We start from the raw sequence: 15,791 nt of genomic DNA on the forward strand, positions 1-15,791 counted from the left end.
AAATCCAACATTATTTACTTTTTAAAGCCGCTAAAAGCAGCGACAACCAGCCAAGAATCAACAATAAACCCCCAATAGGTGTTACCGGACCAATGTAATTTACAAAACCATTATTTGTAATGCTTCGTGTTGCGAGCAAATACAAGGATCCTGAAAACAACAATATGCCAAATGTAAAAAAAACATACGCCAGGTTTATGAATTTGCCTTGTCCGGCTTCCCGACTTTTAAGTTGAGCAAGAAAGAGTAACGCGAAAGTATGATAAAACTGATACTCCACTCCTTTTGTCCAGATCTCAATAGAGCCGGCATCCAATACATTTCTTAAGCCATGTGCACCAAAAGCGCCAAGCATTACTGCAATAGCTCCAAATAATGATGCAGTTATCAATATACGTCTATCCATTATATTCTAAACCCACAATTTGAGATAACAAACTTAACAAACTTGAAGCATTTATTATTAATCCCAACTATTAAAATTAAATTTGTAGTAACAGCAAATGAAAAAAATTCTTGTCATAATAATAGCTCTGTTTACTGCCATCTTAACTCTGGCCTATATGTATTTTTCTGGTCTAAATACAGATCGGGAAAGTAATGACAGCAGTTTATACGCAGCTACAGCAAATTCAGCTCTTATCTTTTCTTTTCAAAACGACAAAAGCATATTTGAGATCTTAAAAGGTCAGGAAATTTTGCAGGAAATTATTGGAGAAGATAATTTTGCACAACTGCAATCTATAAAGGACCACCTACTATCAGCTCCCGATATCAACCGTATTATTGGTAAACAGAACATATATATTAGTCTCATTCCCGGAAAAGACAAACACATAGATTTGTTATATAGTACCCAGATAAATCCTGGATCAAACAGAAACCAATTATTGATTTCACTAGCATCTGCTAAATTGCAATTAGATACTTCACAAAAGATAACTACTATTACTTTACCAGATAGCATGATATTCTATTTGGCTACTAAAGATAACCTCTTACTATTATCAAGCTCTGCTCAATCCATTTCAAGTGCGTTATCTACGCCTATTAATAGTAACCATAAATTTGTCCAGCACATTAAATCAACCACCAGGCTAGCAAAAAATAGTCTTGCCGAAGTCTACATCAATTTTAACACCCTTCCTCAACTGCTAAAATCAACTATGCCGGGCAAACTTAGCGGGGAGCTTTCAGTACTTGATAATTGTAATGCATTTGCGTCTCTTGTATACAATTTCAGTAAAGAAAAAATATTACTTACTGGCGTAACACAAAACAATGACCCAAATGACTACCACGGGTTGTTCTCTAACGCTAATGCACAAAAAATTACCATAACCAACATTTTGCCTGAAAACACAGCCAATTACACTGTTTTTGCCATAGAAAACTATACAGATTGGAAAGGAAGGCTGCAAAAATGGTTCGCCAGTAAAAAGGAAGAAAATCAAGCCTCAGAGGTAATAAAAAACATCAGTGCTAAATACCATATAGATCCAAATCAGATATTACCCAAATACTTTAAAGATCAGCTTATTACCTTCCAGCTAAGTACTACAGAAAAAATTGGAGCGATCAATTTGAGTAATGGCGAAAAAGTTGATCAGTTATTATTAGATCTTAGCACGGATTACGGAGACGGCATAAAACTATTTAAAGAGGATGATTTTTTGTATGTTTATTTTGGAGAGCCTTTTAAGAAATTCAAAAGACCTTATTACATCATTATAGATAATTATATGGTCTTTGCTAATAATGCCAGTACAGTACAATCTTTTCTGAACAGTTATAAAAACAATCGTCTTTTTATAAATAAAGAAAGCTATTCCAATAGCATCAATCAGCTGCCAAATACTTCCAGCATTAGCTTCTTTATCGACCTCAATAATTCATCAGATATATTTCTTAAAAATATATACCTGCCTTACTACAAGCATATCACATCTGAAAAAGGATTAAAAAATTATCAGTCATTTATATACCAACTTAGCGGAGATAATGGTAAATTTCAAACAAATGTTTTGATGAGCAKKWRRSAWYWMCMWYYMRTSMAAKAWWSTTTAATATTAGAAAATGACTCATTATGAGAAAATATCTGATCCTATTCTCATTTTTATTTCTTTTTAATCAGCTAAAAGCTCAACAATACGGCCTTTTCAATACCAAAACTTTATTTGATGGGTTTGAAAACCCAGCACAAAAAACATTCGTTCTAGATTCTTCGCGCAAATATGCTTCAAATTTCTTCTTACCGTATTTCGGAATAAATGCCATCAATAAAGGCAATGAGGATATAATGCATAAATTAATTACCACCGGAAGACTTTCAGTAAAAGACATTCCAATTGGAACGAATAAGCTAAACAGCATCTATCAAAATTCCAATATATATTTATTCAATTTTAAGATATTTAAATCCTATAAATATCATAAGGAGATTGGTTTTTCGTGGCAATTGCGATCAGATCTTCATGCAAAATACTCAAATGAATCACTTGCAGTAATGGATGATTACACTCGGTTCATTAACAACTCCAATTTAACTGCAAATCCATTTGACAATAGTGGATATGGTCAATCTTATCATCAATTCAGCCTAACCTACAGAGAAAACTATACTAAGAAGCTTGCTTTCGGTGTTAAAGTTAGTTTACTAAGTGGAATTTCCTACAACAGTTTAAGGACTGACAATTCAGCTATCCAGCCTGGACCAACAAAGGATAAAATAGCTTTATCTTTAAAAGGAACATACAAAGCAAGTTTTCTGGAAGCCAAAGATTTAGAAAAAAAAGACCTGATCCCTACATTTAAAAACCCAGGCCTCGCTCTTAGCTTTGGCACAACTTATACCTCAAAAAGTGGTGTATTCATTATGGCCAATTTAAAGGATCTCGGCATAATCAGATGGAGCAACAGTTCTTATGTAAGCAATTTTGACAAGATGCTTAATCCTACTATAATTCCCGAGCAGAATCCACCCCTCAGTCCAAAGGGTAAAGATCAAAGAATAAGAAACCAAATTACAGATATTGTAAAAAATAGTGCAGTAAATAAAAGTTTTTATACCCTTACAAATGCCAAAGCTGATTTCCTGATCTCCAAAACATTTAATTTTTATACGCCTAGCTTTGTTTTATCAAAAAATCTGTTTTATAATGGAGGTGATGCAGCGATTGTAAATAAATTCTATTACAATGGTTTTTCTGTGAGTGCTATTCCAATTTATAATTTCAATAACCTATTTCTTTTTGGAATGCAGGGAATGTATCAGACCCCCAACTTTGAGTTCTTCTTAGGTTCTGACAACCTCCTTAAGACAACTCGAACCGCTTATGCAACAATTAAAACTGATGCATCCCCAAAATCTGGATATAACGGCGCATCCTTTTACATAGGATTGGGCATTAAGTTTGGTTATACTGTAGAACATCCCCAAAACAGCAGCTATATACCAGGTTTAGATGATCAGGGAACTGGTTTCTTCAAACGTATTTTCAGTGTATTCTCTAAAAAGAGATAATGCGGAAGGATAACACAGTCTCAGAACAACTGCCTTACTTCTTTTTAGGTGTGGTTAAAACAAAATCTTTCAAGTAAAAGGGCTCAAAATAAGCAACATCTTCAAATCTGGAAGACTCATAGGCCTCATGAGCAAGTTTACTCATGTAAGATGCCGAGTTAAAATTCAGTTCAGAAAATCTTGCATTTTCCTGCTTCAGTACATCAGTGCACTTGGCAGCACCATTACCAATAAAAGTTATTATATTATTATTTAAATCTTCAGCAAAGCTCCGCTCATCTATTATTTTAGCGGAAACCGGAGACACAGTTTTAAGATCATTATTATAAATAGAAGTAAACACCTCCATTCTTCTGGCATCAATCATTGCGCAAATCAGGCCATCGTAATCGGGATTTTGAAGCATAAATCCTTGCGCCATCATTTGAAGGGTAGGTATTGCAATTAATGGCTTATCAAGCGCAAAGCACAGTCCTTTTGCGGTAGAAACGCCAATACGCAACCCTGTATAAGAACCTGGCCCCATACTTACTGCTACAGCATCAAGATCCTCAAATTGTAATCCAGTAGAATCCATAGCCTCCTTTATAAACAAAGTTATGCTACCAGCATGAATATTATTTGCCATTAACTCTTTTAAAGCTATGGTCTTACCATCATGTGCTATTGCAGCAGAACAGACTTGTGTAGCGGTTTCAATTTGAAGTATAGTAGCCATCAGTTTAAATTAAAATATCATTACGGAACAGGATCATGGCCATGACCACCCCAAGGATGACATCGCCCAATACGTTTTAAGGTTAACCACCCTCCTTTAAACGGACCATGCTTTTTTATGGCTTCAATACCATATTGAGAACACGTAGGTGTATATCTGCAACTTGCTCCCAATAATGGAGACAACAACCATTGATAAAGCTTTATCAAGCCTAAAAAAATCCAGCTAATTATCTGCTTAATTATCCCCATCAACTTTTTTCATTTCATTGGTTCCAACAGCTAAAACCAATTTTTTAAAAACTCCGGACATTTTCTTCTCAAAAAATGAATAATCGTAAATCTGCTTGCCAATAAATTGAACAGAAAGCAACAATAGATTATTAGAACCAACAAGAGATGAGTAAAGCTGTGATTGCTTCTGAAGGCGATAAACCTCACGGGTACGGCGTTTGATCAAATTTCTGTCTACCGCCTTCTTAAAACGCTTCTTAGAAACATTAATTACAACCTGCACAGGATATTTGTGTTCTGTATCTACATATAAATAAGATACACGAAAGGGGTATAATAAAAAAGAAGAACCGTTCTTAAATAGCAAGTCAATTAACTTCCTGCTACACAACCGTTCTTCTTTGTTAAATGTGTTCATGTTTTTGATCGCAACTTTGCAGATGTTCTGATCTGCTAACACCTAAACGTGCTGCAATCAAAAATTATGCTTTATGACGACGTTCGTCAGAAACTGATAATCTTTTTCTTCCTTTTGCACGACGTGAAGCTAATACTCTTCTACCGTTTGCTGTAGCCATTCTTTCGCGGAAGCCATGCTTGTTTCTTCTCTTTCTTTGCGAAGGTTGGAATGTTCTTTTCATAACTGTATTATATCTTAGACTATTTTTTTAATTAAGAGGTGCAAATATAGTGCGATTTTTTTCTAATTGCAAATAGAATTAGAATTTTCTATAAGCCCAGCGCAGCTTTCAATTTCACATACCCTGTTTTACTCACTGGCAGCCATATATCTGATTTTAAAAGAACAATATAACTATCCTTTTCTTTCAATTCGATCTTTGTAACCTGGGCCAAATTTATAATATAGGAACGATGTATCCTAATGAACTGCTCGGAATCCAAAGTTTGTTCAAAAAAGCTCATTGTTTTATTCTTATGGAATATCCCCTCAACGGTGCTCATCTTTACGTAATCATCATCAGCTTCCAGATAATGGATATCAGAAACAGCAATAATTTTAATTACCCCATTCTTTTTAACTACAACCCTGTTATTTTGTGTCGGGCTAAGCGCTGCTGAATCCAATAATTCTCTGGTTGATTCATCACCATTATTACTTAACCTTGATGGCAGTTTCTGCATGGCAAGATCAAATCTGCTCTTTTCTATCGGCTTCAGTAAATAATCCACCGCATTAACTTCAAAAGCCTTAATTGCATACTCATCAAAGGCCGTGGTAAATATTACGGCAGGAGGCTTCTCTACCAATTCCAACATCTCGAAACCATTAATTTTTGGCATTTGTATGTCCAGAAAAATAAAATCAGGTTGATGCTGAGTGATTGCCTTAATACCCTCAAACCCATCATTGCACTCAGCCACCACCTCAATATTAGGAAAGTCGCTCAGGTAATGTTTCACAATATCCCTGGCCAGGGGTTCATCATCAATTAGTATCGTTCTTATCATTTGCCTGAGGTATTTTAAGCGTTGTTATAAATAAATTATCTTCTGTAGCCTTCGTTTTTAATAACTTCTCATCAGCGAACAGCAAATATAGCCTTCTTTTGATAGCAGACAAACCAAAACCTGTTCCACCAGTCGCCTTCATTTCGGGATCATAAGGGTTTTGTACCATAATCACCAATACATTATTTTCAACCTTTACATGCATAGATATTGTAATTGCTGCCGAGGTATTGTATAAGCCAAATTTTATAGCATTTTCTACTATAGGTTGCAATAATGTACCTGGCAAACGCAGATTAAGTGTATTCTCATCTACACTAATATCAATATTTAATCTGTGGCTAAACCTTACTTTTTCTATGTCAAGATAAAGTTCAATATATTCCATCTCTTCCCCCACACTAACCCAAACCTCATCATCTCGTTTTAAAGTACCTCTTAGAAAGGCTGCAAGCTTAGTGATCATGGTACCTGCCTCTTTAGGATTTACTATAGTAAGTGCATACACAGAGTTCAAACTATTAAACAAAAAATGCGGTTGCAGCTGATGCCTAAGCTTATTTAATTCTGCCTCTTTTGATAAATTCTGAGCGGTAAGTAATCTTTCCTGAGTGGCTGACTGCTCTTCCAGTCTATACCATAAAATATTAGCTAAAGCACACCAGGCTAAAAATATAAATACAATGATAAAGCGAACCAATAAAGACAAGTTTAAAAAACTTTGGTAAGTAAGGTTATCTAAGAACAAAAAGTTTAATGCGAACTTACTTGCAAAAGTAATAATCAGAGCCAGCATTAAAGTTAACACCAGTATAAACAATATCGTTTCATTTTTAGGTTGATAATAACCCAATAAATTACTCAAAATAATACATGCGACAGCCAGCAGACCATTTGTTATTAAACTATCGGCAACGGAAACAGGCAGACTAAAATTCAGTGTATAATAAAACAGGAACACAAAAATTGCAACCCATGCTAAAAATATAACAAGGGCAAACTTCTGGATCTGTGGTACTGATAGGGGTCTAGTTGTCAAAACAATCTAATTCTGTAGTTGTAAGTTGTATATGTTCTTTTAAAAACGTTTGTCTTTTTTCTATCTGATTTAAAAAAGCAGATACATCTATTGGTTCATGCATTATCGATGCTATTTCAGCACCGTCATCCGGCGTTTGAATTTCATGCAGATCAGCAATACAAATGAATTTCCAGGTTACCAATTCGCCACTACAGTTTTTAAATGGCGGATGAAAACTATGAGCTGTTTCTTCTGCTTTTAAAAGTGCATCTGCACTATTTAATGCTAACATCAATCTTAGTTGTTCATCAAATTGCGGTCTATAATTACCATCACCACAAACTATTTCATAAATATATCTTACTAAAAACCATTTCATAACATAGGGTTTTAAAAGTTTCTAATGTCCACCCCGCCAAATAAAGCCACCCCCTTAATAATTATTATTTTCCTCGGCCCGTCTATCACCTGACCGATAGCCCTCTTATCGTCCATGCCACCAAAAATGGCAGTAACTTCCGATTTCACTTCCCAACTTGGTGGAATTACAATCTTTAATCCTCCAAATATTGCAACTACCTCCAGAATTATTGTACCCTCAAAATCGGCTTGGGTTAAGTTGATGTCTGAGCCACCAAAAATTGCGATCACATCTCCTCCTTTAAAATTCTTTGAGTATACATTTTGATGGCTGCCGCCAAACACATTCACAGAATCAAGAATATCATCTTTATTTATATCACTATATTCTTTCGGCTCATCTGTATTTACAGGTTCATCAAAGTTTCTGAAACGTGGATGTCTTTTATTCCACCTATTTCTCCATCTCTCTTTATTCCATTCAGATCGTTTTGGTTTAAAAATCATAAACAAGCCAAGAATAATAAATGCAATGGCAAAATAATATTTAGATAAATCAAATTCTCCAATGTCTTCAAGCGTAAAGAATCCTCCTACCAACACCATTATCAACCATCCGCCACCATTGAAATTTCTTTTATAACCAACTAGCAAACCGATTACAATCAACAGGGTATGCCAGCTGATAACCCAATGAGGGATATCGACGCCAAAATTTCTTAAAAAAAACACCAGGCCTACTCCCAATATTATCAACCCACTCCATAATCTGCTAGAACTGTTGTTGTTTGTAAATTTTTCCATTTCCTTATATTTTATATAATTCAGTAAAGTCTATTACAATCTTTATGAATTTTATGCTCTATTTAACCTTTAATGTAAAAGTAGTGAGTCAAATGTATATAGAAGGAATCCATTAGTCAACATGAATGATTTATATCTACGCTAAAGATCGGTAAACGTGCATTTTTAATCGGTAAAAATATCCCTTACTTTTGATGTATGAAACACCTCCTTACCATAATTTGCATATGCCTGCCCTTATTTATTACAGCTCAAATTTCCCAACAGTATAAAATTTATGATGTCAAAAATCAGAAAGTCATCTCTGTAAATGAATTGACCCGGGATTTAGAAAAAACAGATGTGCTATTTTTCGGAGAAGAACATAACGATTCTGTTGGTCATATATTAGAGTTTGAAATTCTTAAACAGATACATATCGCATATCCCAAAACAGCCCTTTCTATGGAAATGTTTCATACCGATGTACAGCCCATTATAAACGAATATCTTGGTGGCTATATTTCAGAAAAAAACTTTATAAAAGAATCAAGAGCATGGAACAACTACAAGGATTACAGACCACTTATGGAATATGCAAAAGTCAACGAAATAGATGTAATTGGAGCTAATGGAGCCGCCAGGTATAGCAATATGGTTAGTAAATCAGGGTTGGATGTGCTAAATACCCTACCGAAAGAATCGAGATCTTATTTACCCCCATTACCCATAGACACAGCAACTGGAAGCTATTACAATAAATTCACAAAAGAACTTGGTGGCCATAATATGGGTAATATGAAAATATATCAGACTCAAAATTTCTGGGATGCTACAATGGCCTGGTCAATTGCCAGATACATAAAGAAGCACAAGGGCACAAAAGTGCTGCATCTTAATGGTCGCTTTCATAGTGATGAAAGATTGGGTACACTTGCAAAACTAAAGAGCACTTCAAAGAAACTTATCATTTCGAATCTGTCGTGCTTCCCTTCGGCAGATTATAATAACCCAGAGTGGGGAAAACACAAACACCTGGGTGATTACATTATTATAACCGACCCAGGTATTAAAAAGAGCTTTTAATTTACTTTTTAAGTAAATCTCTGATTTCAGTAAGTAGAACTTCTTCTTTAGTAGGCCCTGCAGGTGCGGCTGCAACTGCCTCTTGTTTGCGTTTCATTGAATTAATACCTTTTACAAGCATAAATACTGCTAACGCAAGTAATAGGAAATTAATAGCTACTGTAATGAAATTACCGTAAGCAAAAACAACAGCTCCAGGAACTTTTCTTGCATCAACTAATGCCATTCCTTCATTAACACTTCCTTTTAGTACTACATACATATTACTAAAATCAACCGATCCGACTATTGCCGAAATTAATGGCATAATAAGATCATTAACCACACTGTCTATGATCTTACCAAAAGCACCACCAATAATTACACCGACAGCCAGATCCATTACGCTGCCTTTGATGGCAAACTCTTTAAATTCTTTTACAAATCCCATAATAGTTTAGTTATGTTTTATCTAAAATTAGAAAATTAAACATTGGAATCAAAGAATTGTTTTTGAGGAAATTCAAAAAAAATGGCCGCCCATCCAGGCCTAGCCATCTTTTAACCTAAATTTAACCTGTTATTGGCATGCCTATGACAGACATCCTCCATGGCTCCACTTAAACCGGTGCAAAGTTGTTATTTATAGGGCTGCATATCAATTCCACCGTTTAACTTCAGTAAATATCACGGGAAGAGAGAGCGTTCACAATTTTTAATTTGGCAACTCCCAAGAAAAGACTCTAAACACAAAATCTTATTTGTAAAAACATCCATAACATTCAATTTCAAGAGATCAACATTAAAAATTAATTTATTATGTTTGCCCTAACCTAATTCTGTTATGCAATCGTAAACAGTAAAAAATATTAAATAGATTATGTTTAAAATTCAGGGATTAGACTCAATTAATAATGAGATATTAAATGCTTTGCAAATAAATGCGGAGATGCCACTAAAGCAAATTGCTCATAAAATCCATAAATCGGAATCAGCTACACATGAAAGAATCAAGTCTTTAAAAAAAGGGGGCTTTGTAAAAGCATCTGTATTATTGCTTGATTATACAAAACTCCATATGATACAAGTTGCTAATATACTTGTTAAACTTATTGACCATTCACCGTTCGCAGCTTCAAAATTCTGTCGGGAAATAGACACTTTCGATGAAGTAATGGAATGTTCTCAGATTACCGGATATTATGATTTTCATCTTAAAGTTGCCACTACATGTTCCGGAGCCTTTTATACTTTTTTTGAAACAAAACTTAAAGCAATGGCTATTGTAGGTGAAACTCTAACCACTTGTGTATTAGCAGAACATAAGCACGAAACGGCACTCAAGCTTTCGTGATTGGTTTCAGATATTTTTGCTATATTTAAGTGCAAGAAATCAATTGATGTGGATTCATCCAATTGATTGCCAAAAAATCGGATGGATTTTGGCTTAGTTTTAGGTTGAGAAAGGACGCTTATTGATTGCGTTATATAATATAGGCGGTTTTGCTATAGACGTACCTTGTTCGGCCAGAGCCGAATAAAAAGCAAACAGTGGTCATTGTTCGGCAGAAAGATCTGGACCATTTGATATTTCTATTAAAGATAATTATTTTCCCTTAAACTTTTAGCTTATTCAAAGCCTTTTCCACCCTGATTTCCATTTCTTTTTCATTAAATTAATCTTCATCTAATCATTACGGCGCGTTGCGAATTCTGAAATCAATTATCAATTACAGATTGTTTAAGTGTAATGATGGATGAAACATTTCACTAAAAACGATTGATATATTTCGCTCTGTTTATCAGGTATTTTCTATAATATAATTGTGGCAATTGCTATTATATAAACGAAATGCGTATTTTTGAAACAGGTATATTAAATTACCGGGCCACTTACTCTATGCTTAAACAACACTTACAACAAAAACTCCTTCAGAAATTATCGCCTCAGCAAATTCAATTTATAAAATTGCTGCAGGTACCAACAGTTGCTTTAGATACACGCATTAAAGAAGAATTGGAAGAGAATCCTGCTTTGGAAGACCCTAGTTTGATGATTGCAGAAGAGCCTAAAAGTGAGTATGACGATTTAAATGACACACCGGACGATTTTGAAGCCGGACCAAAGGAAGAGAGCGTTGATGAATTTAATGTAGATGATTATTTGCAGGATGATAGTGTAAATGATTAMNAGWRYAWSTKRMAATAATAATGATGATGATGAGGAAAAAAAAGAAACTCCAATTGCAATTGAAAGTACTTTTTTCGAGAGTTTGCAGGAGCAATTAGATCTTGTTCCTCTGTCGGATCAGGACTTTATTATTGGCAAACAAATTATAGGTAGCTTAGATGATGACGGTTATTTGCGCCGCCCCATTACATCTATGATTGACGACCTTGCATTTTCCCAAAATGTAATGGTTGAAGAGGAGGATGTTCTGGAAATGCTTAAGGTTATTCAGGCATTTGACCCTCCCGGCATTGCCGCCAGAGATTTGCAGGAATGTTTAACACTTCAGTTGAGAAGGAAAGACCCTAATAATCCAATTATTTTAAAGGCTATTGAAATTGTTGAGAATTATCTTGACGAGTTTACCAAAAAGCATTATGATAAACTTGAAAAATCTTTAGGTTTAAGCAGTGAGGACCTTAAGGAGATTATTGCCGAAATATTAAGACTCAACCCTAAACCAGGCGACTCTAATCAGGTAACGACAAAACAATTACAGGTAATCCCAGATTTCCATGTATCAAACAATGATGGTGTTTTAATACTTACTCTCAATTCAAAGAATGCCCCAGAATTAAGGGTTAGCCGCTCTTATATCGACATGTTCGATCACTACGATAAGGCAGCGCAAAAAGATAAAAAAATGAAGGAGGCGGTGCAGTTTGTAAAGCAAAAGCTAGACTCTGCAAAATGGTTTATTGATGCCATTAAGCAAAGGCAACAAACCTTGCTTAAAACCATGAACGCAATTATGCAATATCAATATGAATATCTTCTTACTGGAGATGAACGTAAGATGCGTCCGATGATCCTAAAAGATATTGCAGATAAAATAGATATGGATATCTCTACGGTGTCGAGGGTTGCTAATTCTAAATATGTTCAAACCGAATTTGGCACTTTTCTATTGAAATCGTTCTTTTCTGAAGCCATACAAACAGAAAGCGGTGAAGAAGTCTCAAATAAAGAGGTCAAGAAAATCCTGGAAGATTGTATCGGCAATGAGGACAAACGTAAACCATTAGCAGATGAAAAGTTAACGGAAATATTAAAAGACAGGGGATACAATATTGCCCGCAGAACTGTTGCCAAGTATAGGGAGCAAATGAATATTCCTGTAGCCCGCCTTAGAAAAGAGCTTTAACTTTCCGCACTACCACATTTTTGTGGTGCTAAACACTTCGTACACATTGTTGAGTTGGAATCCTAAAACAATTTCGTGGCTTCCATTCGTAACACGATTCAGATCTGAAGTTACAAAATCGTAAGAATAGGTAAGGTTAATCAGTTTGCTAATATTCACTCCAGCCAATGCAGCAAATGAGTCATCTTTACGATAACTTCCCCCTATCCAAAATCTGTCTTTAAAGGACAATTTCATATTGACATCTATTGAAACCGGGGTAGGGCTTACCTTTTTAAACATCACTGAAGGAGTTGCCGATATTTCTTCTGAGACAAAAAATCTATACCCGGTGGTAATAAAAAAGTGCGGAACTTCTTTCCCAAGATTAAATCCAGGATCATTAACAAATTTTAACTTCTGAGATAAGATTTGCTGCACTGATGCGCCTGCAAAAAACCTGGCTCCGTATAACCAAACTCCAAGGCCCAGATCAGGCTTAATCTGACTTTCAATAGCATTCCTCGTCGCAGGCTCAATCTCCCCTTCGTGAAACTGCAATGAGCTCGCATCAAACCCTATCCTGGTTAATCCAGCAGCAACACCTACTGAAAGATTTAACTGATTAGCCATCTGCAGGTGATAAGCATAAGTAATATTGGCATCTAATCTCGATATCGGTCCAACCTCATCCAATACAGCAATTATTCCCATTCCATGATGTGAGGGAGAGGCAGTGTAGTTTTGCATATAATTCCTGCTCATCGGATTGTCTCCCTTATCAGGCAAGGATAGCGGATTTCTCCATAAATAATCATCACCAAGCTTCCAGTTCACTGAAACAAATGAAGTTTGAGGCGCATCATTTATACCAACCCACTGCTTTCTATAACCAACTTTTACGTCGGTATAGTTTTCGATCCCACTAATGGCAGGATTCAACAGGTAATTATTAAATATATACTGGGTATACTGGGGCCTTTGCTGAGCCAATGCAACAATATTTAGTAATACAAGTGCCAGAATAATGTATATATTTTTTCTCACGTTATTTCAATAATGTTAAAGCTCCAGTTACCCTTTTTCTTCCATCGTTTGGATCGATAATATAATAATAAGTTCCAACAGATAAGGCTTCGCCTTTGTACTCCCCATCGAAAGGTACGGTATAACCTTTGCTAAAAAAAACACGTGCTCCATAACGAGTAAAAACTTCTACTGTTGCTTCTGGGCAGTCCTCAATACCATTAATTTCCCAGACATCATTTATTTGATCATCATTAGGACTAAAGGCATTTGGCGGATGTATATCTTTCGAATAGTCTATATAGGCCCTGATACATATCATTTTTGTAATAACATCAGACATGCAGCCGTCGTCTCTTCCGGTGGCAAACCTAACCGTAAAGTTACCCGTTTTCTGATATGTATGAGTTGGATTCTGCTCTGTTGAAGCCTGGCCATCTCCAAAATCCCACTGCCACTTATTCAGAGGTTTATCTTGTAAGTTAGAATTACTTCGATCAGTAAAGGTAATTAAGGAATCTACCAACCCTTCCGCATCCGTACTTATAATAGGCGTAGGAATAGGGTTCACATCAAAATCAAAATCATATTCGATTTCAGCACTTAAACAATTATTTTCATTTGGTCTTACGGCCGTGATCTGCATTTTCAATTTACCCAACTCGCCAAATATGAAATCTCTGTTGTATAAGTATGCATACGAAGGACCATCTGGAGTAGGTATTATTTGAGGCTCTGGTGTATAATCTACCGGAGAATGATCCTCTAAATGCCACTTTATATTTAAAGCCTTATAGGGTAACACAATTTTAAAATTTGATTTTTGGCCAAGGCATGCATTTTTTGAATCTGTATTGGTTATCTGATTATGAATCAAAAGGTAATTGTCGGCAGCTAGATTTGTTCCCGCAGAATATGAATAAGATTCTTTCTCGCCAAAGCCGTAAGCAATAGCGTTAAAGCCATCGTTAGCGGTTAGTGTTGAACTTACATTATTAATTCTTATCTGTGTGCCTGAATATTCCGGATTAGATGGTATTACTGACCAGATGCCATTTTCTGGAACAGCTCCGTCAATTTTAAAAGTTGATGTGGCTGAAGTTTTCATACTCACGTTAATATAGCGCTCAGAGATGCGCTCTTTTGTGGAGGAGAAAAGCGTGATGACCTTAATGTTAAACTCTATTGGATTAAGCATTACCATATCGGGATCGCTTAACATCTCAAGATTTGTTGCAGATGACCAGATTTGACTTAAAGAATATTGTGCAACACTAATCTTCTTATTTGCTTTAATAAACAATGATTCCATTGCAAGCGAGGGACTCTCGTAAAATTGCCCTTTGTTCAGTGTAAATGTACCCCCATTAAAGTCTACCTGGGTATTATCTTCCTGCGCTAATATCCTTAACAAGAATTTTCTATCTTTAAATGGAACCACCGCATAGCTTTTACCCCAGCTTGTTGGTGGATATAATTGCTGATATAACGGATCTCTAGAGTCTTCGTCTGGATCTCCCCTACCAATAGAAACTGAAGTATTTCCAGAGAAAACAGCAAAACGTTTATTGCAATTGTCTGGAGATAATGGATCTATTTCAACAATTGTACCGGTCAAATCTCGCTGGTCAGGCGGCATATATTCATATACCTCTCCTGCATTGGTAAAGGAGACTGATCTATCGCCCTCTCTGGTATGTATTATTATTTTTGTATTTGGCTCAGTTGCAACAATTGCTAAGTAATTTCTGCCTGCCCCATCGTTTATGTTTCCATTTTGAGTATAATTCATTGAAAAATACTGTTGTCCAAGTGCTTCCGTCGGAAGGATTAGAGATGCGGAAGAGCGTCTACCTGCATAAATATGTGAATATACGGCTACTTTGGGCATTCCATCCTTGACCTTTATGTGTATCCCCCTTTGGACTTTAATAGTATTTATGTCATTTAAATCGATGTATGCATCAACTCTCGGAATAAGGAATGGTTCAACAACATTAGCCATAATTCTTTTAGTTTGACTCCAGGCACCACAGGTCACTGTTACTTCTGAATTATTTTTTGAAGACACATAAATAGTATTGTTGGCGAGCTTTGGGAGTTCCAGATAAAATGCAGGATCATGGGTAGGAAATACTGACCAAAAATCAATGCCTTCATTGGAAATATTTTGTGCCTGAATACTTAAGAAAAAGGAGAGATGAGTTAATGTTAGTAAAATTATTCTCCAGATTCTCAT

At 35.6% G+C, this 15,791-nt stretch carries 15 protein-coding genes and 2 pseudogenes; 5 read left to right on the forward strand and 12 right to left on the reverse strand.

Annotated elements, in window-relative coordinates:
* Window positions 1–10: 10 nt before the first annotated feature.
* Window positions 11–406 carry a DUF423 domain-containing protein gene (locus N824_RS18520; RefSeq protein WP_048906638.1) on the reverse strand — a complete coding sequence of 132 codons (396 nt, stop codon included), beginning with the start codon at window positions 404–406 and terminating at the stop codon, window positions 11–13.
* A gap of 157 nt (window positions 407–563) precedes the next feature.
* On the opposite strand from N824_RS18520, the pseudogene N824_RS18525 reads away from it, so the two are divergent.
* Together N824_RS18525 and N824_RS18530 are read left to right on the forward strand one after the other, a co-directional pair.
* A pseudogene (locus N824_RS18525) lies at window positions 564–2,090 on the forward strand (hypothetical protein).
* Window positions 2,087–3,523 carry a DUF5723 family protein gene (locus N824_RS18530; protein WP_235207198.1) on the forward strand — a complete coding sequence of 479 codons (1,437 nt, stop codon included), beginning with the start codon at window positions 2,087–2,089 and terminating at the stop codon, window positions 3,521–3,523. Before N824_RS18525 ends, N824_RS18530 begins: the two are co-directional and overlap by 4 nt.
* Window positions 3,524–3,557: 34 nt before the next feature.
* Here N824_RS18530 and tsaB read toward each other — a convergent pair whose 3' ends face one another.
* The 8 genes from tsaB to N824_RS18565 form a co-directional block, all read right to left on the reverse strand.
* Window positions 3,558–4,241, reverse strand: a complete 684-nt coding sequence (gene tsaB, locus N824_RS18535; protein WP_048906641.1) for a tRNA (adenosine(37)-N6)-threonylcarbamoyltransferase complex dimerization subunit type 1 TsaB — start codon at window positions 4,239–4,241, stop codon at window positions 3,558–3,560.
* Between the two features lie 20 nt (window positions 4,242–4,261).
* Window positions 4,262–4,492 carry a membrane protein insertion efficiency factor YidD gene (yidD, locus tag N824_RS18540; RefSeq protein ID WP_048906642.1) on the reverse strand — a complete coding sequence of 77 codons (231 nt, stop codon included), beginning with the start codon at window positions 4,490–4,492 and terminating at the stop codon, window positions 4,262–4,264.
* Window positions 4,479–4,892: a ribonuclease P protein component gene (gene rnpA, locus N824_RS18545; protein WP_048906764.1), complete on the reverse strand. Its 414-nt coding sequence runs from the start codon at window positions 4,890–4,892 to the stop codon at window positions 4,479–4,481. Before rnpA ends, yidD begins: the two co-directional genes overlap by 14 nt.
* Before the next feature lie 64 nt (window positions 4,893–4,956).
* The gene (gene rpmH, locus N824_RS29225; RefSeq protein ID WP_055133745.1) at window positions 4,957–5,115 is read right to left on the reverse strand and encodes a 50S ribosomal protein L34; all 159 of its coding nucleotides are present in this window, start codon (window positions 5,113–5,115) and stop codon (window positions 4,957–4,959) included.
* Between the two features lie 88 nt (window positions 5,116–5,203).
* Entirely contained in the window at window positions 5,204–5,944 is a 741-nt protein-coding gene (locus N824_RS18550; RefSeq protein ID WP_048906643.1) for a LytTR family DNA-binding domain-containing protein, read from the reverse strand.
* Entirely contained in the window at window positions 5,922–6,983 is a 1,062-nt protein-coding gene (locus N824_RS18555; RefSeq protein WP_235207200.1) for a sensor histidine kinase, read from the reverse strand. The genes N824_RS18550 and N824_RS18555 overlap by 23 nt, the downstream gene beginning before the upstream one ends.
* A complete protein-coding gene (locus N824_RS18560; protein WP_048906644.1) occupies window positions 6,973–7,344 on the reverse strand; it encodes a DUF4288 domain-containing protein in 372 nt (123 codons plus the stop codon). The genes N824_RS18555 and N824_RS18560 overlap by 11 nt, the downstream gene beginning before the upstream one ends.
* Before the next feature lie 11 nt (window positions 7,345–7,355).
* Window positions 7,356–8,129, reverse strand: coding sequence for a LiaF domain-containing protein (locus N824_RS18565; RefSeq protein WP_048906645.1), 774 nt, complete (start codon window positions 8,127–8,129; stop codon window positions 7,356–7,358).
* A gap of 198 nt (window positions 8,130–8,327) precedes the next feature.
* On the opposite strand from N824_RS18565, the gene N824_RS18570 reads away from it, so the two are divergent.
* Complete coding sequence (locus tag N824_RS18570; protein ID WP_048906646.1) at window positions 8,328–9,194, forward strand: ChaN family lipoprotein; 867 nt, start codon at window positions 8,328–8,330, stop codon at window positions 9,192–9,194.
* A gap of 1 nt (window position 9,195) precedes the next feature.
* Here the strand turns inward: N824_RS18570 and mscL are convergent, their stop codons facing one another.
* Complete coding sequence (mscL, locus tag N824_RS18575; RefSeq protein WP_048906647.1) at window positions 9,196–9,624, reverse strand: large conductance mechanosensitive channel protein MscL; 429 nt, start codon at window positions 9,622–9,624, stop codon at window positions 9,196–9,198.
* A 429-nt stretch (window positions 9,625–10,053) separates the two neighbouring features.
* Here mscL and N824_RS18580 point away from each other — a divergent pair, with 429 nt between their 5' ends.
* Entirely contained in the window at window positions 10,054–10,527 is a 474-nt protein-coding gene (locus N824_RS18580) for an Lrp/AsnC family transcriptional regulator (RefSeq protein WP_048906648.1), read from the forward strand.
* A 546-nt stretch (window positions 10,528–11,073) separates the two neighbouring features.
* Window positions 11,074–12,547 (forward strand): annotated as a pseudogene (gene rpoN / locus N824_RS18585) (RNA polymerase factor sigma-54).
* Window positions 12,548–12,556: 9 nt separating this feature from the next.
* Here the strand turns inward: rpoN and N824_RS18590 are convergent.
* Window positions 12,557–13,573 carry a type IX secretion system membrane protein PorP/SprF gene (locus tag N824_RS18590; protein ID WP_048906649.1) on the reverse strand — a complete coding sequence of 339 codons (1,017 nt, stop codon included), beginning with the start codon at window positions 13,571–13,573 and terminating at the stop codon, window positions 12,557–12,559.
* A 1-nt stretch (window position 13,574) separates the two neighbouring features.
* Window positions 13,575–15,791, reverse strand: a complete 2,217-nt coding sequence (locus N824_RS18595) for a T9SS C-terminal target domain-containing protein (protein WP_048906650.1) — start codon at window positions 15,789–15,791, stop codon at window positions 13,575–13,577.

Origin of the sequence: Pedobacter sp. V48, from assembly GCF_000523515.1 — a bacterium.
Lineage (GTDB): Bacteria > Bacteroidota > Bacteroidia > Sphingobacteriales > Sphingobacteriaceae > Pedobacter.

Excerpts from the sequence above, each read along its gene's own strand:
- N824_RS18520 (WP_048906638.1), bottom strand. The coding sequence starts at position 406 with ATGGATAGACGTATATTGATAACTGCATCATTATTTGGAGCTATTGCA.
- N824_RS18530 (WP_235207198.1), top strand. The coding sequence starts at position 2,087 with ATGAGAAAATATCTGATCCTATTCTCATTTTTATTTCTTTTTAATCAG.
- tsaB (WP_048906641.1), bottom strand. The coding sequence starts at position 4,241 with ATGGCTACTATACTTCAAATTGAAACCGCTACACAAGTCTGTTCTGCT.
- yidD (WP_048906642.1), bottom strand. The coding sequence starts at position 4,492 with ATGGGGATAATTAAGCAGATAATTAGCTGGATTTTTTTAGGCTTGATA.
- rnpA (WP_048906764.1), bottom strand. The coding sequence starts at position 4,892 with ATGAACACATTTAACAAAGAAGAACGGTTGTGTAGCAGGAAGTTAATT.
- rpmH (WP_055133745.1), bottom strand. The coding sequence starts at position 5,115 with ATGAAAAGAACATTCCAACCTTCGCAAAGAAAGAGAAGAAACAAGCAT.
- N824_RS18550 (WP_048906643.1), bottom strand. The coding sequence starts at position 5,944 with ATGATAAGAACGATACTAATTGATGATGAACCCCTGGCCAGGGATATT.
- N824_RS18560 (WP_048906644.1), bottom strand. The coding sequence starts at position 7,344 with ATGAAATGGTTTTTAGTAAGATATATTTATGAAATAGTTTGTGGTGAT.
- N824_RS18565 (WP_048906645.1), bottom strand. The coding sequence starts at position 8,129 with ATGGAAAAATTTACAAACAACAACAGTTCTAGCAGATTATGGAGTGGG.
- N824_RS18570 (WP_048906646.1), top strand. The coding sequence starts at position 8,328 with ATGAAACACCTCCTTACCATAATTTGCATATGCCTGCCCTTATTTATT.
- mscL (WP_048906647.1), bottom strand. The coding sequence starts at position 9,624 with ATGGGATTTGTAAAAGAATTTAAAGAGTTTGCCATCAAAGGCAGCGTA.
- N824_RS18580 (WP_048906648.1), top strand. The coding sequence starts at position 10,054 with ATGTTTAAAATTCAGGGATTAGACTCAATTAATAATGAGATATTAAAT.
- N824_RS18595 (WP_048906650.1), bottom strand. The coding sequence starts at position 15,791 with ATGAGAATCTGGAGAATAATTTTACTAACATTAACTCATCTCTCCTTT.